The following is a 23,655-nucleotide window of genomic DNA, read 5'->3' on the forward strand; positions in this document are numbered from 1 at the left end:
ACCCGCCGGAGCGGCAGGCTGCCCACGAGCGTTCCCACGTCGCCGGCGTGCAGGCGCTGCTCGGTAGCATCGAAACCGACGGCTCTGCGTTAGCGTACCGAGACGACACGCGCGAACACTGCATGATCGAACGGCTCGCAGACCTCCGGTCGGAGCCGGGTGACGTCGTCGCCGTCGTCGGCGTCGATCACCTCGAGCGACTCGCGACGGCGCTGTCGGCGTCCGGCCGGCGCGTTCCGACCGGCGACGAACGCGCTCCCGCGATAGCGGAACCCGACCGGTAGTTAGCGTCGCGCGGGCGGTTCGATCAGGATCTCGCCCGTGTCCCTGATCGTGACGTGGTGGCCCGCGACGACGACGGTGAGCGTGCCGCCGGCCCGCGGCGTGCCGTCGTGGCGCGGTCGGAAGAGTTGGTTCAGTGCGTCCGGATCGACGGCATCGTACAGCGAGAGACGGCTGTCGGTCACATCGACGCCCAGACAGTCGGCCAGCGCGTGGACGACGGTCGTACTGAGCGTCGCCGATCCGTTCGGGTCGTGCGTGGCGCGATACAGGGATGGAGAGCGGGACTGCGAGGGGGAGGGAGCGTATCCGTTCATCGTCGCATCCCACTCTCTTTTTGAAGACTAAAAGCTTAATCGTTCATTACTGGCAGAAAAAGGCTAGCCGAGCGCATGAATTGGTCATTTATGAAGAAATTCACCGTGGTATGAACGGGGCGAAACGAACGGATGCATCACGTCGGTTCACTCAAAACCGGACGGCGACCCCGGTGGACCACGATCGCCGGCCGCTCGAGCGAGGTCACTGCCGCAGTCCGGAGATGCAGTTCCAGCAGTAGGTGAACGTCTGGTCGGCCTCGTTTCGCGCGCCGCAGTGGGGACAACGGATCGTCTCCCCGTCGAAATCGGGTTCGCGGTCCTCGTCAACCTGGTCGGCGTCGCCGATGTCGTCGGATGCGCGGGGGAACCGATCCGGACCGGCCGAGGACCGCATGCTCGCGCGGTTCGGATCGGCGAGCGACGGCGTCCGCTCGCCGTCCCCGTCGTCACGGCGGACGTACAGGTAGTACAGTAACAGGTGTAAGAGGGCGAATAAGACGACGTAGCCGATGAGCCAGCCCCAGAGCTCCATCACTGTGTGCTACGTCCTCGAGCCACTTGGATATTCCTTGAGTTCCGAGCCGAAGAGAGTCAGGCGGACGGAACGGTTCGCCGTCGGCGCGCGGACCCGCCCGTTCGCTCGCCGCTCCTACCGGTCGAAGACGACCCCGGCGATTCGGTGATCGATTCGAGGGGTCCGACCATCGGGCCCAGCATGCGTAATGATGACACTACTATCGGTGTCCCGAACGTCTTCCTGCTCGAGCGCTCGAGGGTCAAAGATCCGTTTGAGCTTGGGATGGGTTTTTTTCATACCCTTTTGTATCGGTCACCTATGGATCGAAGACAGTTCCTGACGGCATCGAGTGTCGGCGTCGCAGCGACGGTCGCGGGCTGTATGGGAAGCCCGCTCAGTAGTACCGAGACCGATTCGACGAACCCAGGATCAGCAGCCGACGGGGACGGGGACGGCGACGACGGTGAAATCACGGTCAGCGCCAGCGGCGAAGTCGAGGCGGAACCGGATAAGGCGATCGTCGACATCGGCGTCGAAGCCTCCGGTGACACCGCCGACGAAGTGACCAGCGCGCTCTCGACCGGTGCCGACCGGCTTCGCACCGCGTTCGACGACCTCGGCATTCCCGACGAGAACATCGAAGAGGGCCGGTACCGGGTCCATCCCAACCACACTCGTGACGGCGAGACCGACGGGTTCGAGGGAGCTCACTCGTTCGAGGTGACGCTCACCGATACGAGCCGTGTCGGCGAAGTCATCGACGCGTCGGTCGAGGCCGGTGCCAACAATATCGGTCGAGTGAACTTCACCCTCCAGGAAGAGTCCAAGTCCGAACTCCGAAAGGATGCGATCGACGCCGCGTTGGCGAACGCCGACGAGGAGGCGAGCCACATCGCGGACAACCGCGAGGTCGAACTCGAGGGAACGACATCCGTCACAACCGGTGACGTACGGGTCCATACGGTTCGGTACGATAACATGTCCGCCGAGGACTCGGCGGGCAACGCAGCGCCGCCGACGGAGATCAATGCGGACCCCGTCACCGTCAGCGCCAGCGCGACGGTGACCTACGAGTTCGCCACGTGAGGCGGCGGGACGAGCGACGCCGCCGGCAGTGAACTGACCGCGGTGGAGAACGACCGGGTCCTCGCCAGCGGCATGCGATACCTGGGACCGATCATGAACTTCTTCTAACTCGAGATGACGGCCAAACGGCTCTCTCGAGCGGTTCTGACGGTTTCGAGAACAGGGAACAGTGCACCTACGCAGTCAGCAGTCGTCCACGACGCGACGAAAGCGGGCGAGCCGCGATCAGTCGGTGGCCGTCAGTCGTCGGCCGGAACGGCTCGCGTGTCCGCTCGCCCGGAAGCCATGGCGAGCACGTCGTCGAAGAAGTCGAGGGTGTCCTCCGGGCCGGGGTTGGCCTCGGGGTGGTACTGGCGGGTGAGCACGTCGTACTCGATACCGTCGATTCCCTCGGGCGTGTCGTCGTTGACGTTGATCTGGGTGATCTCGAGGTGGTCGCCCGGGTCGGCGACGGTGTAGCCGTGATTCTGGGTCGTCATGACGACCTGCCCGGACTCGAGGTCGAGAACGGGCTGGTTGACGCCGCGGTGGCCGAAGGTCATCTTCTCGGTCGACCCGCCGAGGGCCTCGGCGACGATCTGCTGGCCGAGACAGATGCCGGCGACGGGCGTGTCCTCGACGAACGCCTCGACGAGCGTGATCGCCCCCTCGAAGTTGACCGGATCGCCGGGGCCGTTCGAGATGAAGAGGAGGTCGGGGTCGACGGCCTCGACGGTCTCGACGGCCGCGTCGTAGGGGAACACGTGGACGGTCGCATCGCGTGCGAGCAGCGAGTCGACGATCGAGCCCTTCGCGCCGCAGTCGATCAGGGCGACCGTCTCGCCGTCGTTGTCCGTGCCGTGGACGACCGGCTCGTCGACGCTGACCTGCGCGCCGATGTCGGTGTGGTCGCTCATGGCCGTGCAGGCCTCGAGTTGCTCGAGCGCGTCTTCCTCGGTGACATCCTCGCCGACGGCGATGCCACACTTCATCGCGCCGCCGTCGCGGATGTCCGTGACGACATCGCGGGTGTCGAGGTGGTCGACCGCCGGGACTCCCTCGCGTTCGAACCAGTCGACGATCTCGTCGGTGAACTCCTTGGCGATCGCGGCGCGCGGATGGATGCGGTCGTCCTCGAACCGCTCCTCGCGGACGCCGTAGTTGCCGATCAGCGGGTAGGAGAACGTGAGAATCTGTTCCTCGTAAGAGGGGTCGGTCAGGCTCTCCTCGTAGCCAGTGTACGCTGTCGTGAACACGATTTCGCCGCGGGCCGTCCCGTCGGCACGACCACGCCCGTCGAGTACGTGGCCGCCTTCCAGTGCGACGTAGGCTTCCGTCATTACGATCTACGTATCGGATGGACCATCATAAGTGTTGTCTTCGAAGCTCAGTTACGATTTTCGTAATCGGTAAGTGCAGGTCACACGTAGGTTCGCATCTCCATGGACGACCTGGACCGACAGATACTCGATATACTCCGGCGGGACAGTCGCACGCCGTACACCGAAATCGCCGACGAGGTCGGCACGAGCGAGGGCACCGTCCGCAACCGCGTCGAGCGCATGCTGGACGACGACGTAATCGAACGCTTCACGATTTCGACCCGGACCGGCAACGTGCAGGCGATGCTCGAGATCAGCGTCGCGGTCGATGTCGATACCAAAGGGGTCTCCGAGCGGATGGCCGAGTGGGACGAGGTCGACTTCGTCTGGATGGTCTCCGGCGAGCAAGACGTCGTGCTCGTGGTCGACGCCGCCGACACGCGCGGGGTCAACGATCTCATTACGAAAGCCCGCGATCAGGAGGAGGTCGTGAGCACGAAAACGCGATTGATTCTGGACGAGGAACTCGGCTAACGATCGACACCGAGAGTCCGCCTCGTCACGGTGTCGGTGGTGTAGTCGCGCGTTCCGTCCGAGTGCCCGTCATCGACCTGCTCTCGTGGGTCATCCCCGACGGCTCGACGGGCGGCCGCAACGGCGGTGACCCTACCGGTCGGCGGTCTCTTCCTCGCCCGGCGGGGTTCCCACGCCGGGCGTCGGCCGGTCGATCGCGTCGATCACTCCCTTGCGATCGTGGATCATGCGGTACGCCCGCCGCAGCAGGCTATCGAACCCGGTCCGCGACACGGTCGCGCTCACCCGGCCGTCGCGGATCGCGTCGACGACGGACGCGGGCGTGAGTCGGTCGGCTTCGACGATCGTGTACGCTCGCCCCACCTCGAAGGGGTAGTGCGCATCGCTGCCGCCGACCAGCGGGAGGTCCCGTTCGTCGGCCAACTCCTCGACCAGCGGCTGCGAACGCGGGTGTTTGCCGTTGACTTCGATCGCGTCGAAGGGAACCTCCTCGAGTTCCCGGACCGTGCTGTTTCGGAAGGGGTGGGCGACGATCGCGGCGCAGTCCCGATCGCGTGCCAGCGCGACCGCCTCCGCGGGGGAGAGCGCGCCGGGTTTCGTCGCATGGGGCGGATCGGGGCCGACGACGAGGACGTGACCGCGGTCGGTCGTGATCTCGATGCCCGGCAGCGTCTCGATGTCGGGAGATGGGTCGAACGCCGTGTAGTAGTCGTGGTTGGTCGTCGCGACGCCGTCGAGGTCCCGTCGCTTGGCCATCTCGGCGAGCAAGCGGACGCCCAGCGGGTCGTACCGATCGCCGAGCGAGCGCCGCCCATGGAAGAACCGCGTGTGCGCGTGGAGATCGATCGCGTACATGGGAGAGCAAACGCCGGGCAGACCCTTTTGCGTGCGGCCGGCATGGACGGCAGTATGACACCCGGAAAGGGGAGCGACCGCGTGCTCATTCTCAACCCCGTCAGCGGGAGTGGCGACCACGTCGACGATGTCGTCGAACTCGCGGCCGACCACGGGTTCGAGATTCGACGGACCGAGCAGGGCGGCGACGCAAAGCAGTTCGCCCGCGAGGCCGCACCCGAGGCCACCCTCGTTGCCGCGGCCGGGGGCGACGGCACGCTCAACGCCGTCGTCAACGGCGTCGCCGCCGCGGACGCCCTCGAGACGACGACCGTCGCCGTCGTCCCCGCGGGAACGGGCAACAACTTCGCGACCAACGTCGGAATTCGCGGCCTCGAGCACGCGTTTACCGTGATCGAGGACGGCCGACGGCGGACGGTCGACATCGCGACGGCGAACGATCGGTGCTTCGTCAACTCCTGTGTCGGCGGGATCACCGCCGAGGCGAGCAGCGAAACGACCACGGAGAGCAAGGCAGCCCTCGGCGTGCTCGCGTACGTGAAACACACTATCGAGACGGTCGGGGAGTTCGACTCACTTCCCCTGCGAGTGGAGACGGCCGCGGGTCCGAACGGCGAGACGGCCCGGTCCTGGGAGGGCGAGGCCCTGTTCGTCCTCATCGGGAACTGCCGACGGTTCACCGGCGCGCGGACGGCACAGGCGAACGTCGAGGACGGCCTGCTCGAGGTCACGATCGTCGAGGACGCCGCGACGACCGACCTGCTCGAGGGTGCGGCCCTCGAAGGGCTGTTCGGGCGGGACAGTACCCACATCGTCCGCCGGCGCACGCCCTCGCTGGCGATCGACAGTCGCGCGGACTCGATCGAGTACAGCCTCGACGGCGAGATCCTCGAGACCGAGACCGTTCGGATCGAGACGGACCCCGGCGCGCTCACGCTCCCCGTCGGCGACGATTACCGGCCCGACCCCGACGACGAGGAGCGATGGCCCATCGGAACGCCCGCGAATCAGTAGCTCACCCTCCCTATCGATTCGAAACGGCCGCGACGAGACGATACTGGTTTCAAGAGTCGCCGTAATTGTGCGGGTATGAGCACGCCGGAGGAGGACCTCGAACACGAGAACGCGGGGCAAGACGTCATCGCCGTCGATGCCGACGACACCGAACTCGAACTGGTCAACCGACTCGACGCCCACACCGGCGACGGGATCCGCCATCGGGCCTTCACGTCGCTGGTCTTCGACGGCGAGGGGAACGTCCTGCTCGCCCAGCGCGCGCCGGACAAGCGCCTGTGGGGGACCTACTGGGACGGCACCGTCGCCTCCCACCCCGTCGAGGGCCAGAGCCAGAAGGAGGCGACCCGCCAGCGACTCGAGGAGGAGCTGGGGATCACCCCCGATCAGTACGACGACCTGGAACTGACCGACCGCTTCGAGTACAAGCGCTACTTCGAGAACGCTGGCGTCGAACACGAGGTCTGTGCCGTCCTACAGCTAACGCTGACCGACCGCAGCCTCGATCCCAACGAGGAGGAGGTCGCCGGCCTGCTGTGGGTCCCCTACGAACGCCTCCACTCGAACCCGGAGTGGTACCGACAGCTGCGACTCTGTCCGTGGTTCGAGATCGCGATGCGTCGGGACGTTCGGTAGGACGGCGACCGAACAAGTACGCCGCGTGGCACGCCTCCGAACGCCTCGTCGCGAGTACCGCTTCCGTCCGAGACGACGCCGATCGAACCGGCCCGTTCGGGTCCTGAACCGGCGGCTTCAAGCTTCTCGCCGCGCTCGAGCAAGGTCCCTCTCGCGACCACACACTGTCCGGAAACAGTACACGAGCGGGAGGTTTATGAGGGAGTGCCCACACATGCAGGATAGACTGCGATGGTCATGGGTACGCTGAGACGGCTGCTCCGGGGGAGTACGATCGCGTCGTCGGCGTCGGCGGGGTCGACTGCCGCGGGAGCGACGGCGGAGTCGGAGCCGTCGCCCGGTGGGGGGCGGCTCGCCGACGAGCCGCTCGAGATCTGTCTGTTGAGCTATCGATCGAACCCGTATTCGGGCGGCCAGGGCGTCTACGTCAAGTACCTGAGTCGGGCGCTGACCGATCTCGGTCACTCCGTCGACGTCATCTCGGGGAAACCGTACCCCGACCTCGACGACGATGTCGGGCTGGTGAAACTGCCCGGCGAGAACGTCGTCGACGAACTCGACCGGTTGGGCCAGTTCGAGCCGTCCTATCTGCGCGATCCGCTGGCTTTGTACGAGTGGCTGAGCGCGCTCACCGGCGGCTTTCCGGACCCGTACGCGTTCGGACGCCGCGTGATCGACTACTTCGAGACCCACCAGCCCGGCTACGACATCGTCCACGACAACCAGTCGCTCTGTCACGGGCTGTGTACCCTCCGCGAACGGGGCCACCCCGTCGTGGCGACCGTCCACCACCCGATCACCGTCGACCGCGACGCTGCGCTCGAGGCGGCCGACAGTTGGGGCGAGCGGCTGTTGATCCGGCGCTGGTACCGATTCCTCCGGATGCAACGCGAGGTCGTCCAGGACCTGCCACACGTGTTGACAGTTTCCGAATCCGCCAAGCATCGCACCGTCACCGACTTCGGGGCCGATCCGGAGTCCATCCGCGTCGTCCACAACGGCATCGACACCGACCTGTTCGAACCCGTCGAGCGCAGTCGCGACCGCCCGCGCGTGATGACGACCGTCAGCGCCGACGTGCCGCTGAAGGGAGCCCGGTACCTGCTCGAGGCGTTCGCGGCCATCCGCGAGGAGATCGACGCCGAACTCGTCGTCGTCGGCGAGTTCGACGAGGGCGGCGACTGCGACCGGCTGATCTCGGACCTGGGGATCGCGGACGCGATCGAGACCCACAGCGAGATCAGTTACGAGCGGATGGTCGACCTCTACGGAACCGCCGATATCGCGGTCGTCCCCTCGGTCTACGAGGGGTTCGGGTTGCCGGCTGGCGAGGCGCTTGCCTGTGGCGTGCCGGTCGTCGCGACCACCGGCGGGGGGCTTCCCGAGGTGGTCGGCGACGCCGGCGTCCTCGTCGATCCGGGCGACGCCGACGCGCTGGCCGACGCGATCCGCAGCCTGCTCACGGACGGCGAGCGCCGGCGGCGACTCGGCGAGCGGGGGCGAGCGCGCATCGTCACGGAATTCGATTGGGAGCGGGCCGCCCGCGAGACGGTCCGGACGTATCGCGACGCCATCGAAACCCAGTCGCGGGGGCCCTGACATGGAGACGATCGATTTCGACCGGCTGGCGCTGACGCCGGGCGAACGCGTCCTCGATGTCGGCTGTGGCGAGGGTCGGCACGTCCACGCCGCCGCCCTCGAGAACGTCGCGGCAGTCGTCGGGCTGGACCTCGAGCGTGCGAACCTGGCAGCGGCTCGCGAGGATCACGAGGCGTATATCGCTCCCGAATCGGACGTGCCCGTCACCTTCCTTTCGGGGGACGCACTGCGGCTCCCGTTCGAGGACGGCGCGTTCGATGTCGTCTGCTGTACCGAGGTGCTCGAGCACATCCCCGACTACGAGGCGGCGCTGGACGAACTCCGTCGGGTCTGTGCGCCGGGCGGAACCCTCGCAGTGAGCGTCCCGCGGGCGGGCCCCGAACGGGTTTGCTGGGCCCTCTCGGACGAGTACCACGAGGTCGAGGGGGGACACGTCCGCATCTTCGATCGCGAGGAGTTACGGGCCGCCATCGAGCGCCGCGGGTTCGAACGGGTCGATAGCCACTTCGCCCACGCCCTGCACGCGCCCTACTGGTGGCTGAAGTGTCTCTGGTGGGACCGCGACGAGCGCGGTGACGCGCCGCTGCCACTCCGGGCGTACGACCGCTTTTTGGAGTGGGACGTGCTGGAATCCCCGCGGCCCGTGCGGTTGCTCGAGCGGGCGCTCGATCCCGTCGTGGGCAAGAGCGTCGTCTACTACTTCGAGTTGGAGGCGGGAGCGTGAGCAACGTGTCGTCGGGGCGGACGCTGTCCGAGTGGGGGCTCGAGCCCGCGGTCGACTACATCGAACGCGTCCAGCGATCGGACGGGCTCATCCCCTGGTACCCCGACGGCCCCGCCGATCCCTGGGATCACGTCGAGAGTGCGATGGGGCTATCGGTCGCCGGTCGCCACGAAGCGGCCCGGCGCGCGTATCGCTGGGTGGCCGACGCCCAGCACGACGACGGGGCGCTGTGGGCGACCTACGGCGAGGCCGACGCGGACGAGGGGGCACATGCCGGTGACGAGCCGCGCAAGGAGACCCACCGCAGCGCCTACGTCGCGGTCGGCGTCTGGCATTACTATCGCTGTACCGACGACCGGGATTTCCTCGCGGCGCTCTGGCCGACCGTCCGCGACGCCCTCGCGTTCGCCTGCCGCCAGCAGGCGTCGACCGGCGAGATTTACTGGACCGTCGGCGCTGACGGCGAGGCCTACGAGGACGCGCTGGTCGCCGGCTGTGCCTCGCTGTACAAGAGCCTGGCCTGTGGCGCAGCGATCGCGGGCGAACTCGGTCACGAAGACGCCCGCGAGCGCTGGCTCGAGGCCCGGGCCGCCCTCGGCGAGGCGATCCGAACGCGGCCCGACCGCTTCGATCGAACGTGGGAGAGCAAGTCCCGCTACGCCATGGACTGGTTTTATCCCGTCCTCTGCGGCGTGCTGACCGGCGAGCCGGCGCGGGCGCGGCTCGAGGCGGACATGGATCGGTTTCTCGAGGACGGCCTGGGCTGTCGGTGCGTGGCGGACGAGCCGTGGGTGACCGTCGCGGAGTCGTGCGAACTGGTGCTGTCGCTGGCGGCGGCCGGCGAGACGGAGCGCGCACGCGAAATATACGAGTGGTGTTTCCAGTGGACCGACGACGAGGGCGTCTTCTGGACGGGGTATCAGCTCGAGGACGAGGAGTACTGGCCGGGCGACCGGCCGACGTGGACCGGCGGGGCGGCGGTGCTGGCTGCGGACGGACTGTCGGGGCTGTCGCCGGCCGCGAAATTGTTTACTGACCGGCTCTGTTGAAATCCTCTTACTTCGATAACTTTCCCGCTGAAACAGTCGTTAGGTAGCTGGACGATATGATCACTCAGCTCGACCACCTATATAGCACTAATAGTAACCGTTTTCAGAAAACGAAATCGGATCGTAGGATGCAATGCCCTCCTTTAGCCGACGCACACTTCTAGCGGGGACGGGTGCGGTACTCACCTCCTTCAGCGGCTGCGCTGCTTTAGATTCATCCTCCACTCAGAGCGAGGAAGGTTCTTCCCCACATTGGGTGAAGATGTATCTTGGTGACCGTGATGAGACCCACAATGTTACGGTCACGATTACGAACGAGAGGAGTGATGTTCTCTTCGAGAAGAAATACCATCTTTCAGATGGTAACGAGGCTGACGAGGATGCGACGTTTCCAGCATCGACCGACCCCGGAACAATCGTTGTGACCGTTGACGGAACCCGCTTTGAACGTGACTGGCCGGGATTCGAGCAACCGGCACTTCCTTGCGATGGCCAGAATGAGGCCGGTATTGAAATATACGTAGAGAATGCTCAGGACGGGACACCCGACATTCGACTCGAAGCAGACTGTCAGTCAATTACTGGAGAGTAACATCACACTGGCCAATGTTTGACCCTCTATCTAACGTTCAGATAAACTGCGCTAACTAGACGGTGCCCTCCAACCACTCATTTTGGGCATTCAGCACATTCTGCTGGTTGTGATCTGAAGTAGACCGTTTAGTAAGCCGGAAAGTACGCTTTCGAGTGTTGCAGGTGCGGGTCTGTTATGATGATTCGAGATCGTCGCTCTCTAATTCGCCTTCGAGGTACGCGCGACCCCGATCCGTAATTCGGTAATAGCCTCGATTGTCGTCGACTTTCCGGAGGAGTCCGTGGTCTTCCAAGACCGGAAGGCGGCGTTTCACTGTTGGATGAGAAACGCCGTCGATGTTGTATGAAACTACCGCTGGTGGCATCGCTATTCCCGTTTCCTCGAAAAGCTCGAGCAGCACGGGATCGGATTTCGTCATCCACGATATCAGCGGGCGCATTCAGTGATCAGTTATCGTTCGGGTCGAAGTCATTCCTCGTTGACCTTCAATTCCGCGGCGTCAAGCTCGCCCTCGAGATAGGCACGACCCCGCTCACTGATCCGGTACAGTCCACGATCTTCGTCGTAATATTCTACCAGCCCCCCATCCTGCAATGCTCGCAGTCTTCGCCTGACGTGCGAGATTTTGTACTCGATGTTGGCCTCGACGGTGGATGGATTCGAGACGAGGGGTCGGTTCCCCTCGTTGAGAAGGAACTCGAGGATCGCGTCATCCGCCCGCGTCATCCAGTCCACTCGTGGCCGTCGCATTCTGCATCTAGTCACTGGATCAGTGGTGATTACTCTTGGTTCAGTTCTACGTCGTTGGCGTCGAGTTCGCCCTCGAGATACGCGTGACCGCGGTCTGACATCTGGTAGCGGCCGTTCTCTCTCTTTTTGACGAGACCGTGCTCCGTGAACGCAGAAAGACGATTCGAGACGTGGGGGCGAGTCATATCCAAATTGTACGCGATTATCGCGGGCGACTGTACGACGAGAATCCCCGGATCGGCTAATGCCTCGAGGATACGGAAATCTTCACGCGACATCCAACTTGGTCGTTCTCGAATCGACACGATTAGGCGCGAATACTCGTTCAGGGATCATTATTATCACGAAATAAGAGAGTATATAATGAATCTGTGTTCAGTGTTTAGATAATCACTGGAGGAGTTTATGTGTGTTCTGTAGATACTATGATCAATGAATATCCAACCACTCATTTTGGGCATTCAGCACATTCTGCTGGTTGTGATCTGAAGTAGACCGTTTAGTAAGCCGGAAAGTACGCTTTCGAGTGTTGCAGGTGCGGGTCTGTTATGATGATTCGAGATCGTCGCTCTCTAATTCGCCCTCGAGGTACGCGCGACCCCGATCCGTAATTTGGTAATAGCCCCGGTCTTCGTCGACGCGTTCCAATAGCCCGTGATCAACTAAAACTGGAAGGCGTCGACTTATCGTAGATTTCGAGACACCCATCAAATTGTATTCCGCAACCGCTGGCGGGATCGCAATCCCCGCTTCCTCGAAAACCTCGAGAATTGCAGGATCAGACTTCGTCATCCACGAAACCAACGGACGCATTCAGTCGATGGTCACGCTTTCCAGTGATAACTTCGGGTGGCATGCAGTAGAATGGGGATCTATATATCCCATTTGAGCACATATGGCGTTAAATATAAACTATACCACACCATCAGATAGGACAACGGAGGCCAGACGGACCAACGACTCCCCGACTCGGTCCCGGAAAATGCGGACCCGGTGTCACACCACCGGCCCGCGTGGCTTCCGCACCTCAGCAAGCCATGTCAGACGACGATTCGCGGGACCATGAACGTCCCGCTCGAGCAGTTGCATCGTTCCCGGACGACACCCCCGACGGCCGCCGCGCGTGGGTCGAACTCAGCGGCTTCCAGCGCGACTGTCTCGAGGCCGTCGCCCGCCGCGCACGCGACGGCTACCCCTGCTACGCCTCGGGCATCGCCCGCACCCTCGAGCGACGGTATCCGACCGTCAGCCGCGCCCGCGTCAAGCCGGGCCTGCGCATCCTCGCCGACCGCGGCTACATCACCTCGCGCGATGGCCTCACCGGCCACGTCCCCGCCTACCGCCTCACCGACACCGGCCGCGCGCTGCTCATCCAGCGCGCCGAACGCCTCGCTACCCTCTGCGAACTCGGCCGCGAGCCCACCGACGCCGTGACCGCCGCCAGCGCTCGAGCGACAGACACCGACCGAGCGCCAGCGACGCGAGACGAGGACCGAAGTAGCCACTGACAGGCGAGACACACCTGCTGACGACGGCCGCACCCTCGCGCTCGCGCCCGCGGCCGGCCGCCGCTCGAGCCCCCACACCGCGACCGGGGCCGCGATTCGATGTGCCTGTCGTGTCCCGGTTCCCCTCTGTGCCCGCTCACGCCGCGACCGGAGCCGCGATCCGGGATCGGTAACGTCGCCTGCCCGGCTCGAGTGGCCAGCAACCCGTCACGAACCGGTACAGGTACATTATAAGTCATATACATGCCACGGAGATATTGCAAAAGTAGACCACTACACGTTGCTGGGCCGCCGCCGCTCCACGCCCGTCATCGACGGTGAACACCCACGCCGACCGCTGCCGGCCCGTACGTACGGCACTCGATCCGTGACGACTATACCTCCGCTAAAACGCCTCTAAAGCCAAATCTATCGGATGGGGCGATTCGGTCGCCCGCCTCGAGCGAGCCGTGATGACTCCCCCTCGAGAGGGGACGGTAGGAGACGACCCGGGGAACGCGGCGGTGGGGTCGCCGAATGGTATTTCGAGTATAGATCACAACAAACTCCTTCGGTCTGTCGACAAGTCAGTTTTCACTCATTCCATAAAAGAATGCTGGTAACCCGGTCGCCGGTTACCATCGCGCGTCGAACGGATGGCGTCGCCGGGCGACGCGGCGGTGGCACGGTCGCTTGCGAGCGCCGACTCGGGCCGGTGCTCAGTTCGCGACCCGGTTCGTGAGTTCGATCTCTTCGACGAGGTCGGTGTTGCGCTCGATATCGAGATCGTGTCTGAGTTCGACGTGACACGTATCGACCATCGTGTCCACGAGGCGCTGTCGTTCCGCGTCGCTTTGATGGCGGCCGTTCAGGTTATCGCCGGTACGGATCTCGAGCGACCAGTACTGGCCGGGGTAGGCGGTCCGGAACATGTACGGCGAATCGTGGAACGCCAGCCGGATGGCAAACGCCGAGAGGTCGACGTCCATGCCCTCGTAGCGGTCGGGCATGTGCTCGTCGTCGAGCACGACCTCGATGATGTCACGCTGTGGGTGCCCGACGCCGGGCTCCGGGCGCTGTTCGTTGTTGTAGTGACCCGCGGACATCGTCTTGCCGTACTTCGACGGCCCGACCCACCAGATGACCGCGCCGTCGAGATGGTACGGGACCCGACCGGTATTTTTGAACAGGAGCACCTGGTGCCCGCTCCAGCCGTCGGAGTGGACCTCCGCGGTGACCGACATCGGCGCGTTCGCGGTGAAGCTGTCGCCGCCGAGCGACGCTCCCGTCAGGGGGTGGACGTCGTTCTTGATGGTGTCGAGCAGTTGGTTGTCGTGGTTGTACAGGATCTCGTCTGGGAGGGAGAAGTGCGAATCCCAGTCGTCGCGGTGCATCGGCTGGTTGTGGACGGCGTCGCGCTCGGCGACCTCGTCGTCCGCCTCGCCGACGGCGTCCGTGGGCCACTGCGGCTGGACGAACTGTGTCGGCTCGTTGCTGGCTGCGGTCGGGCCGGCCGTCTGGTCCCAGGCGACGCCGCGGCCACTGCCCTGAAACGTCGGCGGGTCCGGTTCCTCGGGCAGGACCAACAGCCAGGGGAGCAACTGCGAACTGGCGTGACGGGGCAGCCCCTCCTCGTCGAACTGCTGTACCCAGGGGAGCGCCTGCGTGCCCAGCGAGCCGAACTCGAGGGTGCCGTCGGCGGCGTTGTTCCGGATCGCGTCCGTGTCCACGCCGTACTCGGCCGCGTCGTCCGGCAGCCAGAGGTCGAACAGGTCGGGAACGTAGCGCTCGGCGTAGTTCGGGTAGAACTCGGCGAGCGTCGTCTCCGCCGTCACGTCGCCGGGCTCGGTGTCTCGCTCCTCGACGACGACCGCGTCGGTCGCGGTGTCCGTCTCGCCGTCGTCGTCGGTGACGGTCAGTTCGACCTCGTACTCGCCCGCCTCCTCGTAGGCGTGGGAGACGACGTCGCCGGTGGCCTCGGTGCCGTCGCCGAACGTCCACGCGTACGTCTCGAGCGCGCCCGTGGAGCCGCTCGCGTCGAACGTCACGGAGTCGCCAGGGGAGGGTGACTCCGGCGCGGCGGTGAACGCGGCCGTCGGTTGTTCGGGCGGCTCCGGATCGGGGTCGGCGTCGGTCTGCTCCCACGGCCCCCACTCGCTGGCTCCGGGTTCGTCGCCGCGGGTCCACCACTGGGCTTCCCAGACGGCACCGTCGTAGACGACGCGATCGCCGCTCGTGTAGACGGTGTCGGAGTCCCACTCGGGTGGGGCGTCGGCGGCCGAAACGGCGGGGACGCCTGCGAGTGCAGCAGTGACTAACGATGCATTGCGGATGACTGTTCTGCGTGTTCGTTTCATTGATTTCGGAATCGTCGGGTGGTATTTGTCGAACGAAACGACGAATACGCGTAGTCTACTCGAGGAGCCCCGCCTCGAGCAGGTGGGCGAACGCGATCAGCAGTCCGTGATGTGTTCCCACCGCCAGCTATCGCGGCTCGGCGGGACCGTCATCACGTCTACCGTGGCCTCCCAGACGGCCCCGTCGTAGGCGACGCGGTCGCCGGTCTCGTAGACCGTCGCGTTGTCGTACGCCGGGTAGTCGCCGCAGTCGCCCGGTTGCTCGCCGGTGCCGTCTTCGTCGACGGTGACGGTAACCGAGTCGCTGTCGCTCTCGCCGTCGCCGGTCACGGTCAACGTCGCGGTGTACTCTCCCTCGGCGTCGTAGCTGTGGGTCACTGACTGACCGGTCGCCGAGACACCGTCACCGAACTCCCACTCGTAGGAGTCGATCGGACCGGACGAGTCACCGCCGTCGAACGTGATGGTCTTTTCGGGTTCGACGGTCGTCGGTGACGCGTCCGCGACGGCCGTGACTCCCTCCGGAGGCTCACCGCCGTTGCCGACGAGGGCAGCAGCATCGACCCGGCCTGCACCCTGGTCGGTACTCGGAAGTCCGACATCGACGGCCGACTCCTCGAGCGCGGAGCGCAGTTCGCTCGGCCCCCAGTCGGGGTTGGCCGCCAGTCCGAGCGCGGCGACGCCCGCAACGGCGGGCGACGCCATCGACGTGCCCGATAGCCGCTCGTAGCCGCCGTTCGGAACCGCCGAGAGGACGTCCACGCCCGGCCCAGCCACGTCGATCTTCGGTCCGGTGTTGCTGAAGCGCGCGAGGGACTCCGAAGAATCGAGTGCGGACACCGCGACGCAGTTGGAGTACGCCGCCGGGTAGGAGACACAATCCCGACACGGACCGTCGTTCCCCGCTGCAGCGATCGGCAGCGTTCCGTTGTTGTACGCATAGTTGATCGCGCTTTCGACCACGCCACTTTGCTGTGGCGCGCCGAGGCTCAGGTTGATGATGTCGGCACCGTTGTCCACGGCCCACTGGATACCGTCGGCGATGTCGCTCCAGGAACCGCCGCCGTCGCCGAGGACGCGCACCGAATAGAGGTGCGAGTTCGAGATTCCGGCGACCCCGCTGCCGTTGTCCGTCGTCGCCGACGCGATGCCGGAGACGTGGGTCCCGTGTTTCGCCCCTCGTGCGGCCGGATCGTCGGTGTCGCCGGCGGGGTCGGTCCCCGGATTCGAGCCGTACCGGTCCCGAAGATCGGGATGGGTGTAATCGGCACCCGTGTCGACGACGGCGATCGTCACGTCGTCCGAGCCGAGCGTCGTTTCCCACGCCTCCGGCGCGTTCACCTGCTGAGGGGCGTACTGCTGGGAGAAGTCCGGATCGTCGGGGGTACGCTGCTCCGTCTCTACCGGGTCGAACGCGTAGTAGGTCCCGTTCTCCTCGACGAACTCCACGCCGTCGGTTCGCTCGAGGCTCCGAGCGACGGTCGATCCCGACTGGGCGCTTGCCTCCTCGGGAACCTCGACGGCGAAGTAGCCGAGCGTCTCGTTTCGGTGGACGACGTTCGCGTCTGCGGGGAGTTGATTCGCGACGGTGCGCTGTACGGAGACCGTACTCGTCGTCGGTGCCGTGCTGACCAGCAACTCGTTCGGTTTCGGTCCCGGATCGCGTCCGGGCTGTGCGGCCGTCAGACCGCCGAGCGCTGTGATACCGCCGATCGCTCCGACACTCCGAAGGATATCCCGTCTGCCGGGACCGTTTCGGTCGTTGTTATTTGCCATTTTGCAACCATATATATTTACTTGCTGCACTTATATTTTATTAGTAAATTAGATACTAGTATTAATTTACATAATCTAAAGAAAATTGTGGAGGACGGCCCCGGTCAACGAACGGCAACCGCTCGAGGACGGCGCTCGATGTCTCGACTGCTCGGCCGGCGACGCTGACGGCCACGCTGGCCGCCGGTCACGACTCGAGCAGGGTGACGGGAGTCGCTGCCCGTCACTGCACAGCCGACCGCCGGTTGCCGTGTGATCGGTGTGTGAATCTGTTCAGGCGGGGGGATCGGTCGATCCGCTCTCGAAGTCGCTATAGATGTCCGAGAACGTTCCGTCGGGGTCGTTGTACAGCGCCCAGTAGGACACCAGTCCCATTCCGCGGTCCGCCGCGAAATCGACGATATTCCGGGCAACGTCGGGCGTAATCGACTCCTCGCTGACGTCCGGGGTGTTGCCGAGCATCGCCCAACACTCCGCGGTCGACTTGTCGGGATACGTCTCGTCGAGGAACGCGACGGTGCCCTCACACGCCGAGACGATCTTGTCGTACGTCGTCGGGCCCATCACCATCGTCATGATGTTGACGTACGCGAGGTCGACGCCCTTCTCGACGGCGTCGCGGACCCACGTTCTGGCCTGTGCGTGGCTCGAGTTCGCGATCCCGTTCTCGTCCGCCGGCACGGTGTAGCCCACCGTGACCTCGGGGCGCTCGTCCTGTAACAGCGCGAGAGCCTTGTTGCGCAGTTCGTAGATGGGCTGGTCGCGTCGGTGGGCGTTCTCGTCGTCGATGTCGATGTGCGTGACAGCGAGCGTATCGAGAACCGCCGCGTATGCGTCTTTCAGTTCCGTCGCGGAGTCGGCATCGCGGGCGATGGTTCGACCTTCCCAGCCGCCGATCGAGAGCCAGACCTCGATGCCTTCGTCCTGTAACGTCCGTATCTCCTGTTCGTACCTCGAGAGGGGCTGTTGATCACACGAGCCCTGATTACAGCCGGTCAGCCACCCGGGATTGATGTCGCCGTCGTCGGTCGCATCGCCGAGGAACGAGACGACGACGCGATCGGTATCGGCCGCGAGCGTGCCGTCGACGAGATCGCCCCAGGTGCCCTGGTACGGCGCGAACGCGCCGTCGACGGTGATCCCGTCCCGGCCGCCGACGTGGACCGTCGTCGCGGTCGAATCCGAGTCGCCGTCGGCAGTCTCGACGGCCAGTGTTACCTCGTACTCGCCGTCGTCGTCGTAGGCGTGTGTCACGACGTCTCCCTCGGCGGTCGTGCCGTCGCCGAGGTCCCAGGTGTAGGCGGCGATTTCGCCGTCCGAGTCGGTGCCGTCGAACCGAACGTCCGCACCCGGATCGGGGGTGGCGTCGCTGACGGTGATCGACGCGGTCGGGCCGGGATCGTACGCTTTGATTTCATCCCAGGGCCCCCATTCGCCGCCCTCGCCCGGTTCGTTGCCGCGGGTCCACCACTGGGCTTCCCAGACGGTGCTGTCGTGGACGACGCGGTCGCCGCTCGTGTACACGTCGTCGGGTTTCCATTCGGGGTACTCCTGTGCGGCCGCAGCGGTGCCGACCCCGACGCCCGCGACGATGGCGGACAGTGTCGATGCAGTACGCAGTACGTTTCGTCGTGATCGTTTCATTGTCGTCGGTTAGATCGTCCGGAGGATCGTCTCCAGAAGCGTTTCGTTCCAGTCCTGGGAGAGTTCCCAGAACATCACGCCACCCATGCCGCGCTCCTTGGCGAACTCGACTTTCGCCTCGATGGCTTGCTCGTCGTCGTAACTGATGAAAATCCCCTCCTCATCGTTGACGAGATATGGAACGTCACCCATGTCGTGACGGCTGACCTCCCAGCCGGACTCGTCGCGCATGTTCTCCTCGATGTCGCCGAAGTCGAACGAGCCGGTCGGGTCCGCGCCGTCCTCGAGGAGGTGGTGCCAGGTTCCCTCGGGCAGTCCCGAGTACCGCGAGCCGAGTTCGGGCGACTGCCACTCGCCGACGGTAAAGCCGCGGCCGTAGAACGGCATCCCGAGCACGAGTTCGTCGTACTCGGCGGGGTCGGCGGGCGGATACTGCCACTGGTTGGGCCAGTAGCCCTCCTCGCCGTGATCGCCGGCCCACAGCTTGTCGACGGAGTACTCCGCCCAGTACTGTTCGCCGTCGGGGTAGACGTCGCGGTCGTTCGTCGGATGCGTGTCGGGACCGTACAGCGGCGCGTTCAGGCCGATCGTGGTCATCCACTCGCCGGTGAAGTCGTAGGCCATGACGTACACCGAGTCACAGACCTCGCCGATCCGATCGTGGCGAAGCCCGCCGGCGTTCCAGTCGGAGCCGCCGTTGGCGACCGACAGGTAGTAGTGCTGGCCGTCCTCCTCGCCCGCCTGATCGAGGTGGGTGCGCAGTTCCTCGAGCAACAGGACGTGGTTCTCGTAGTCGTCGTCGTTGCCACACTGGCACTCGCCCTGTTGGGGACCGGGATGTTCCCAGTCGATGTCGATCCCGTCGAAGTTGTACTGTCGCATCAGCTCGACGCAGTTCTCGGCGAAGGTCGTCCGCAGGTCGGGATCGGCCGCAACGATGTGGAAGTTCTCCGAGAGCGTCCAGCCCCCGATCGAGAGGTGGAACCGACAGTCGGCCTCGTCCGCCAGGTCGGCGAACTGCTCGAGGTTTTCCTCGTGTGTCTGGCGCGGTACGTCGAACTCCGTCTCGTCGTTTTCCGGCGGGAAGACGTTCCCGTTCTCATCGACCGCGATGAACGCGTACAGCATGTCGGTCACCTTGTCGAAGGGGACGTCGCTCGGGTAGTAGTCCTGCTCGGTGTTTGCCTTCCAGCCGGGGTAGTAGCCGACGACTTTGAACTCGTCGTCCGGCCCCTCGATCTCGTCCCGGACGGTGAGGTCCAGACGGGTGGTGTCGGTTTCGCCGTCGGCGTCGGTGACGGTCAGCTCGACGGTGTAGTCGCCCGTCTCGTCGTACGTGTGCGTGACGACCTCGCCGGTGGCTTCGGTCCCGTCGCCGAACGTCCACGCGTAGGAGTCGATCGCACCTGTCGACTCGCTCCCGTCGAACTCGACGGTCTCGCCGATCTCGATGCGGGACGCGCTCGCGGCGATGCGTGCGGACAGGGCCGGGGGCTCGGGCTCGGACGAGTCGACCTCGTCCCACGGTCCCCATTCGCCGCCGTCGCCCGGCTCGTCGCCGCGGGTCCACCACTGGGCTTCCCAGACGGAGCCGTCGTGGACGACTCGATCACCGCCCGTGTAGGCGGTGTCCGGGTCCCACTCCGGATACTCCTGGGCCGTCGCCACCGACCCCGCCCCGAGGCCGGCCAGTAGGGCGGATATTTTCGATGCTGTGCTCAGTACGTTTCGTCGTGATCGTTTCATCGGTTGTGGGTATGTGTGTCGTTCGATCGGCAGTGCTGCTGCTCGAGCGGCTCCCCGGCCGTCGCGGCGCGGGCTCGCGACCGTCGGTTAGCCGTTGAGCGTCGTCCAGAGCGTCGTGATGAGATCGCCCTCGTAGGTGTCGCCGCTGATGGCCCATAGCATCGTCCCGCCGTAGGGTGAGTCCCTGAGCCAGTCCATCTTTGCTTCCATCGACTGCTCGGTTTCGTGGGAGATCATCGTCCGTTCCTCGGAGTTCCAGCTCCAGGCGGCGACCGCGTCCTCGTCGAAGTACGTCTCCCAGCCGGGGCCGTCGAGATCGACCGGGTTGCTCCCGCTCCGGCCGTCGGAGCCGAGGTCGAACCACTCCCAGACGCCCGCGTAGCTGGTCCCCATCGACGGGTCCCAGCTCGGGTACGATCCCTCGCCGCTGGCGTCTCGACCGTCGCCCTCGTACGTTTGGAAGAGACCGTCGTCCGTCCCGGTCCCGAAGTCACCCTCGGGCGGCTGGACGTCGGTCCAGCTCCGCCCGTAGAACGGGACCGCCATGTTGAGCTGATCGGGGTCCCAGCCCTGCTCGGCCCAGTACTCGAGGGCGAACTGGGCGTTCCAGCTGTCGGAGTCCGCGTACGGGTCGTCGGGGTTCTCCTTCAGCGGCGCGTGATGGCCGGTCGTCTCGCTCCAGATACCCCGATAATCGAAGGTCATCACCTGGGCGAAATCGAGGATATCCGAGAGTTCGTCGTGCTCGAGTCCGTCGTTGCCCGCGCTCTTCCCCTCAACGACTTCGGGGTTGGGGCTGACGGCGGCGGAGAGTTCGTAGGGCTCGTCGCGGTCGGGATCGCTTTCCGCAGCCGCGTCGAGTTGCTCGCGGACTTCCCGACACAGGAGCGTAAAGCGTTCCTGGTCGCCCTCGCGGACGCTGTTGTCGACGTCACAGACGGGATCGTCCGCGGTACAGCCGCCGCCGCCGGGGAACTCCCAATCGATGTCGATCCCGTCGAGGTTCGCTTTCTCGACGAGATCGACACAATTGCTGGCGAAGCGCTCTCGGTTCTCCTGGGTGAGCGCAGCGTCGGAGAAGTTCTCCGAGTCGCCCCAGCCACCGATCGAGAGGACGAACTTGGTGTCCTCCCGTTCGGCGGCGTATTCCGCGAACGTCTTGCCGCGGTCCGGCCCTTGCCAGTCCTTCTCGGCGTAGAACATCTGTTGCCCGTAGCTATCGCCCACGAGGTTAATGGAGCCGTCCGCCTCGGGCCGGGCGAACGCGTATTGGACGTGCGTGACCTTGTCGAAGGGGATGTCGCCCGGGACGTAGTCCCGGTCGTACTGGGCCCACTGCCGGTAGTACGCGATGACCCGGTTCTCGTCCGGGGACGGGCGGCCGGCGGTGATCGTGATCGAATGCGTGTCGGTCTTGCCGTCGGCGGTCTCGACCGTCAGCGTCACGTCGTACTGTCCCGTTTCGAACGCACGGGTGACGGTTTCGCCTGACGCGGTCGTGCCGTCGCCAAAGGCCCACTCGTAGGACTCGATTTCACCCTCCGAATCGCTGGCGTCGAACGTGACTTCGGAGCCGGGATCGGGGAACTGCGTGCTGACCGAGAACTGCGCGGTCGGGCCGTCGTCGCCGCCATCGCCGTCGTCCCCGTCGTTTTCCTCGATCTGGTCCCACGGGCCCCACTCGTCGGCCCCGGGTTCGTCGCCGCGGGTCCACCACTGGGCCTCCCAGACGGAGCCGTCGTAAACGACCCGATCGCCGCTCGTGTAGACGGTCTCGGAGTCCCACTCGGGATGTTCTTGTGCCGCCGCCGCCGTGCTCGCACCGATGCTCGCCAGCAGCGCGGACAGTTTCGTCGCGTTCTTGAGTACGGTTCGTCGTGTTCGTTTCATTGGTTTGGATTTCAGTATGGTCGTCGGACGTTGCAACTGGTCGCGATCCGTCGCGACCCGCCTAGTATTCTTTACTCGGCATATAAAATAATATCTTAATACTCGAGATAATATTTATCAGTTCACACTTTACAGTACTATATATTTTACAGGAACGGATCGATTACAGGTCCCACTCTCGGGGCCACACGTTACCACGCTATAGTAGCGGCGACGGTTACGCCGTCTCGACGTGGCTGTCGGCTTCGGAGAGCGAACTCGAGTCGATCGGTTCATCGCTGTGCTTGATCGACCGCCCGGACTCCGCGTCGAAGAGGTGCATCTTCGACGCCGGCACGTGCATGTGCAGGTGCCCGCCGGGATCGACGCCGACGTGACCGTCGACGGTAACCGTAATCGCCTCGCCACCGACGTCCAGATAGACGTTCGTGATGTCCCCCATCGGTTCGGTGACGGTCACATCCGTCTCGATCAACCGATTCGGTTCCGGGTGGGTCTCGGGGGTGTCGGTAAGCGACACGTGCTCCGGTCTGATACCGAGCACGAGGTCGGTGCTGTCGAGTTCGTCGGCCAGCGAGTCCGACAGCGGCAGCGTAAAGTCCGGATGGTCGAGCCTGCCGTCCTCGAGATCGGCGTCGACGTCGAGGAAATTCATCGGTGGGGAGCCGATGAATCCCGCGACGAACTGGTTCGCCGGCCGGTGATAGCACTCGAGCGGCGTCCCCACCTGCTGTAACCGGCCGTCGTTGAGGATGACGATCCGGTCGCCCATCGTCATCGCCTCCGTCTGGTCGTGCGTGACGTACACCGTCGTTACGCCCAACTCGGTTTGCAGTTGCTGGAGTTCCGTCCGCATCTGTGCACGCAGTTTCGCGTCGAGGTTCGAGAGCGGTTCGTCCATCAAGAAGAGCTCCGGATCGCGGACGACCGCCCGCCCGAGCGCGACCCGCTGTTGTTGCCCGCCGGAGAGGTCGCCGGGTTTGTCGTCGAGGAGGTCGACAATATCCATCATTTCGGCGGCGGTTTCGACCTGGTCGTCGATTTCGGCGGCCGAGAGATCCGTCGACATCTTCAGCCCGAACGCGATGTTCTCCCGGGCGGTCATGTGCGGGTAGAGCGCGTAGTTCTGGAACACCATCGCGATATCCCTGTCTTTGGGCTTTTCGTCCGTCACGGCGGTCCCGTCGAACCGTATCGCGCCGCTCGTGACCGTCTCGAGGCCGGCGATACAGCGGAGCGTCGTCGACTTACCACAGCCGGACGGCCCCACGAAGACGACGAACTCGCCGTCCTCGAGTTGGAGATCGAGCGACTCGACGGCTTGGATCGGTCCGTTCGGCGTACGGTACTCTTTGGTCAGACCATCTATGTCAATCCGGCCCATTCGTTACGAATGCTATCGGCGAGGCATATATACTTATCTGCAGTCGATAGTTCTACCCACGAGCCGCTAGAACTAACGCCGGTCGCGACAGTAGAACTACATACGAGAA

Annotated in this window: 23 protein-coding genes and 1 pseudogene; 10 read left to right on the forward strand and 14 right to left on the reverse strand. The window is 64.7% G+C overall.

Annotated features, from left to right (window positions below):
- A pseudogene (locus C487_RS00750) lies at window positions 1-284 on the forward strand (hypothetical protein); the annotation flags it as partial.
- On the opposite strand, the gene C487_RS00755 reads toward C487_RS00750, so the two are convergent.
- On the reverse strand, window positions 285-599 hold the full coding sequence (locus tag C487_RS00755) for a HalOD1 output domain-containing protein (protein ID WP_006183743.1): 315 nt from the start codon (window positions 597-599) through the stop codon (window positions 285-287).
- A 205-nt stretch (window positions 600-804) separates the two neighbouring features.
- Window positions 805-1,134 (reverse strand): DUF7577 domain-containing protein, encoded by a 330-nt coding sequence (locus C487_RS00760; RefSeq protein WP_006183744.1) that lies wholly within the window; start codon window positions 1,132-1,134, stop codon window positions 805-807.
- A 303-nt stretch (window positions 1,135-1,437) separates the two neighbouring features.
- Here C487_RS00760 and C487_RS00765 point away from each other — a divergent pair, with 303 nt between their 5' ends.
- The gene (locus C487_RS00765; RefSeq protein WP_006183745.1) at window positions 1,438-2,205 is read left to right on the forward strand and encodes an SIMPL domain-containing protein; all 768 of its coding nucleotides are present in this window, start codon (window positions 1,438-1,440) and stop codon (window positions 2,203-2,205) included.
- A gap of 239 nt (window positions 2,206-2,444) precedes the next feature.
- Here the strand turns inward: C487_RS00765 and carA are convergent, their stop codons facing one another.
- Window positions 2,445-3,524 carry a glutamine-hydrolyzing carbamoyl-phosphate synthase small subunit gene (gene carA / locus C487_RS00770; protein ID WP_006183746.1) on the reverse strand — a complete coding sequence of 360 codons (1,080 nt, stop codon included), beginning with the start codon at window positions 3,522-3,524 and terminating at the stop codon, window positions 2,445-2,447.
- Between the two features lie 102 nt (window positions 3,525-3,626).
- Here carA and C487_RS00775 point away from each other — a divergent pair, with 102 nt between their 5' ends.
- Entirely contained in the window at window positions 3,627-4,040 is a 414-nt protein-coding gene (locus tag C487_RS00775; RefSeq protein ID WP_006183747.1) for an Lrp/AsnC family transcriptional regulator, read from the forward strand.
- 132 nt (window positions 4,041-4,172) lie between these two features.
- On the opposite strand, the gene C487_RS00780 is transcribed toward C487_RS00775, so the two are convergent.
- The gene (locus tag C487_RS00780) at window positions 4,173-4,895 is read right to left on the reverse strand and encodes a PHP domain-containing protein (protein WP_006183748.1); all 723 of its coding nucleotides are present in this window, start codon (window positions 4,893-4,895) and stop codon (window positions 4,173-4,175) included.
- A gap of 42 nt (window positions 4,896-4,937) precedes the next feature.
- Here C487_RS00780 and C487_RS00785 point away from each other — a divergent pair, with 42 nt between their 5' ends.
- From C487_RS00785 to C487_RS00810, 6 genes are all read left to right on the forward strand, one after another.
- Window positions 4,938-5,909 (forward strand): diacylglycerol/lipid kinase family protein, encoded by a 972-nt coding sequence (locus tag C487_RS00785; RefSeq protein WP_006183749.1) that lies wholly within the window; start codon window positions 4,938-4,940, stop codon window positions 5,907-5,909.
- A gap of 75 nt (window positions 5,910-5,984) precedes the next feature.
- Window positions 5,985-6,545, forward strand: a complete 561-nt coding sequence (locus C487_RS00790) for an NUDIX hydrolase (RefSeq protein ID WP_006183750.1) — start codon at window positions 5,985-5,987, stop codon at window positions 6,543-6,545.
- Between the two features lie 231 nt (window positions 6,546-6,776).
- Window positions 6,777-8,144, forward strand: a complete 1,368-nt coding sequence (locus C487_RS00795; RefSeq protein ID WP_006183751.1) for a glycosyltransferase family 4 protein — start codon at window positions 6,777-6,779, stop codon at window positions 8,142-8,144.
- A gap of 1 nt (window position 8,145) precedes the next feature.
- The gene (locus C487_RS00800) at window positions 8,146-8,868 is read left to right on the forward strand and encodes a class I SAM-dependent methyltransferase (RefSeq protein ID WP_006183752.1); all 723 of its coding nucleotides are present in this window, start codon (window positions 8,146-8,148) and stop codon (window positions 8,866-8,868) included.
- Window positions 8,865-9,917 (forward strand): glucosidase family protein, encoded by a 1,053-nt coding sequence (locus C487_RS00805; RefSeq protein ID WP_006183753.1) that lies wholly within the window; start codon window positions 8,865-8,867, stop codon window positions 9,915-9,917. The genes C487_RS00800 and C487_RS00805 overlap by 4 nt, the downstream gene beginning before the upstream one ends.
- Window positions 9,918-10,179: 262 nt before the next feature.
- Window positions 10,180-10,509 (forward strand): hypothetical protein, encoded by a 330-nt coding sequence (locus tag C487_RS00810; RefSeq protein WP_206538376.1) that lies wholly within the window; start codon window positions 10,180-10,182, stop codon window positions 10,507-10,509.
- A 175-nt stretch (window positions 10,510-10,684) separates the two neighbouring features.
- Here C487_RS00810 and C487_RS00815 read toward each other — a convergent pair whose 3' ends face one another.
- The 4 genes from C487_RS00815 to C487_RS00830 form a co-directional block, all read right to left on the reverse strand.
- Window positions 10,685-10,951 carry a helix-turn-helix domain-containing protein gene (locus tag C487_RS00815; RefSeq protein ID WP_006183755.1) on the reverse strand — a complete coding sequence of 89 codons (267 nt, stop codon included), beginning with the start codon at window positions 10,949-10,951 and terminating at the stop codon, window positions 10,685-10,687.
- Window positions 10,952-10,980: 29 nt separating this feature from the next.
- A complete protein-coding gene (locus C487_RS00820; RefSeq protein WP_006183756.1) occupies window positions 10,981-11,238 on the reverse strand; it encodes a hypothetical protein in 258 nt (85 codons plus the stop codon).
- A gap of 53 nt (window positions 11,239-11,291) precedes the next feature.
- A complete protein-coding gene (locus C487_RS00825) occupies window positions 11,292-11,540 on the reverse strand; it encodes a helix-turn-helix domain-containing protein (RefSeq protein WP_006183757.1) in 249 nt (82 codons plus the stop codon).
- A gap of 268 nt (window positions 11,541-11,808) precedes the next feature.
- The gene (locus C487_RS00830) at window positions 11,809-12,075 is read right to left on the reverse strand and encodes an IclR family transcriptional regulator (protein ID WP_006183758.1); all 267 of its coding nucleotides are present in this window, start codon (window positions 12,073-12,075) and stop codon (window positions 11,809-11,811) included.
- Between the two features lie 224 nt (window positions 12,076-12,299).
- Between C487_RS00830 and C487_RS00835 the strand changes: the two genes are divergently transcribed.
- Window positions 12,300-12,770 (forward strand): PadR family transcriptional regulator, encoded by a 471-nt coding sequence (locus C487_RS00835; protein ID WP_006183759.1) that lies wholly within the window; start codon window positions 12,300-12,302, stop codon window positions 12,768-12,770.
- Window positions 12,771-13,468: 698 nt separating this feature from the next.
- On the opposite strand, the gene C487_RS00840 is transcribed toward C487_RS00835, so the two are convergent.
- The 6 genes from C487_RS00840 to C487_RS00865 form a co-directional block, all read right to left on the reverse strand.
- The gene (locus tag C487_RS00840; protein WP_006183760.1) at window positions 13,469-15,106 is read right to left on the reverse strand and encodes a PKD domain-containing protein; all 1,638 of its coding nucleotides are present in this window, start codon (window positions 15,104-15,106) and stop codon (window positions 13,469-13,471) included.
- Window positions 15,107-15,202: 96 nt separating this feature from the next.
- Window positions 15,203-16,882, reverse strand: a complete 1,680-nt coding sequence (locus C487_RS00845; protein WP_006183761.1) for a S8 family serine peptidase — start codon at window positions 16,880-16,882, stop codon at window positions 15,203-15,205.
- 273 nt (window positions 16,883-17,155) lie between these two features.
- Entirely contained in the window at window positions 17,156-18,526 is a 1,371-nt protein-coding gene (locus tag C487_RS00850) for a PKD domain-containing protein (protein WP_006183762.1), read from the reverse strand.
- 9 nt (window positions 18,527-18,535) lie between these two features.
- Entirely contained in the window at window positions 18,536-20,272 is a 1,737-nt protein-coding gene (locus C487_RS00855) for a glycosyl hydrolase family 18 protein (protein WP_006183763.1), read from the reverse strand.
- Window positions 20,273-20,359: 87 nt separating this feature from the next.
- Window positions 20,360-22,162: a glycosyl hydrolase family 18 protein gene (locus tag C487_RS00860; RefSeq protein ID WP_006183764.1), complete on the reverse strand. Its 1,803-nt coding sequence runs from the start codon at window positions 22,160-22,162 to the stop codon at window positions 20,360-20,362.
- 217 nt (window positions 22,163-22,379) lie between these two features.
- Window positions 22,380-23,546, reverse strand: coding sequence for an ABC transporter ATP-binding protein (locus C487_RS00865; protein WP_006183765.1), 1,167 nt, complete (start codon window positions 23,544-23,546; stop codon window positions 22,380-22,382).
- Window positions 23,547-23,655: the final 109 nt, after the last annotated feature.

This window comes from Natrinema pallidum DSM 3751, from assembly GCF_000337615.1.
Taxonomy (GTDB): domain Archaea; phylum Halobacteriota; class Halobacteria; order Halobacteriales; family Natrialbaceae; genus Natrinema; species Natrinema pallidum.

Bases quoted from the DNA above. Each gene is read 5' to 3' on its own strand.
- C487_RS00820 (WP_006183756.1), bottom strand. From the start codon at position 11,238: ATGACGCGGGCGGATGACGCGATCCTCGAGTTCCTTCTCAACGAGGGG.
- carA (WP_006183746.1), bottom strand. From the start codon at position 3,524: ATGACGGAAGCCTACGTCGCACTGGAAGGCGGCCACGTACTCGACGGG.
- C487_RS00840 (WP_006183760.1), bottom strand. From the start codon at position 15,106: ATGAAACGAACACGCAGAACAGTCATCCGCAATGCATCGTTAGTCACT.
- C487_RS00850 (WP_006183762.1), bottom strand. From the start codon at position 18,526: ATGAAACGATCACGACGAAACGTACTGCGTACTGCATCGACACTGTCC.
- C487_RS00865 (WP_006183765.1), bottom strand. From the start codon at position 23,546: ATGGGCCGGATTGACATAGATGGTCTGACCAAAGAGTACCGTACGCCG.
- C487_RS00790 (WP_006183750.1), top strand. From the start codon at position 5,985: ATGAGCACGCCGGAGGAGGACCTCGAACACGAGAACGCGGGGCAAGAC.
- C487_RS00775 (WP_006183747.1), top strand. From the start codon at position 3,627: ATGGACGACCTGGACCGACAGATACTCGATATACTCCGGCGGGACAGT.
- C487_RS00835 (WP_006183759.1), top strand. From the start codon at position 12,300: ATGTCAGACGACGATTCGCGGGACCATGAACGTCCCGCTCGAGCAGTT.
- C487_RS00855 (WP_006183763.1), bottom strand. From the start codon at position 20,272: ATGAAACGATCACGACGAAACGTACTGAGCACAGCATCGAAAATATCC.
- C487_RS00830 (WP_006183758.1), bottom strand. From the start codon at position 12,075: ATGCGTCCGTTGGTTTCGTGGATGACGAAGTCTGATCCTGCAATTCTC.
- C487_RS00760 (WP_006183744.1), bottom strand. From the start codon at position 1,134: ATGGAGCTCTGGGGCTGGCTCATCGGCTACGTCGTCTTATTCGCCCTC.
- C487_RS00815 (WP_006183755.1), bottom strand. From the start codon at position 10,951: ATGCGCCCGCTGATATCGTGGATGACGAAATCCGATCCCGTGCTGCTC.
- C487_RS00795 (WP_006183751.1), top strand. From the start codon at position 6,777: ATGGTCATGGGTACGCTGAGACGGCTGCTCCGGGGGAGTACGATCGCG.
- C487_RS00785 (WP_006183749.1), top strand. From the start codon at position 4,938: ATGGACGGCAGTATGACACCCGGAAAGGGGAGCGACCGCGTGCTCATT.
- C487_RS00845 (WP_006183761.1), bottom strand. From the start codon at position 16,882: ATGGCAAATAACAACGACCGAAACGGTCCCGGCAGACGGGATATCCTT.
- C487_RS00765 (WP_006183745.1), top strand. From the start codon at position 1,438: ATGGATCGAAGACAGTTCCTGACGGCATCGAGTGTCGGCGTCGCAGCG.
- C487_RS00825 (WP_006183757.1), bottom strand. From the start codon at position 11,540: ATGTCGCGTGAAGATTTCCGTATCCTCGAGGCATTAGCCGATCCGGGG.
- C487_RS00780 (WP_006183748.1), bottom strand. From the start codon at position 4,895: ATGTACGCGATCGATCTCCACGCGCACACGCGGTTCTTCCATGGGCGG.
- C487_RS00860 (WP_006183764.1), bottom strand. From the start codon at position 22,162: ATGAAACGAACACGACGAACCGTACTCAAGAACGCGACGAAACTGTCC.
- C487_RS00800 (WP_006183752.1), top strand. From the start codon at position 8,146: ATGGAGACGATCGATTTCGACCGGCTGGCGCTGACGCCGGGCGAACGC.
- C487_RS00755 (WP_006183743.1), bottom strand. From the start codon at position 599: ATGAACGGATACGCTCCCTCCCCCTCGCAGTCCCGCTCTCCATCCCTG.
- C487_RS00810 (WP_206538376.1), top strand. From the start codon at position 10,180: ATGTATCTTGGTGACCGTGATGAGACCCACAATGTTACGGTCACGATT.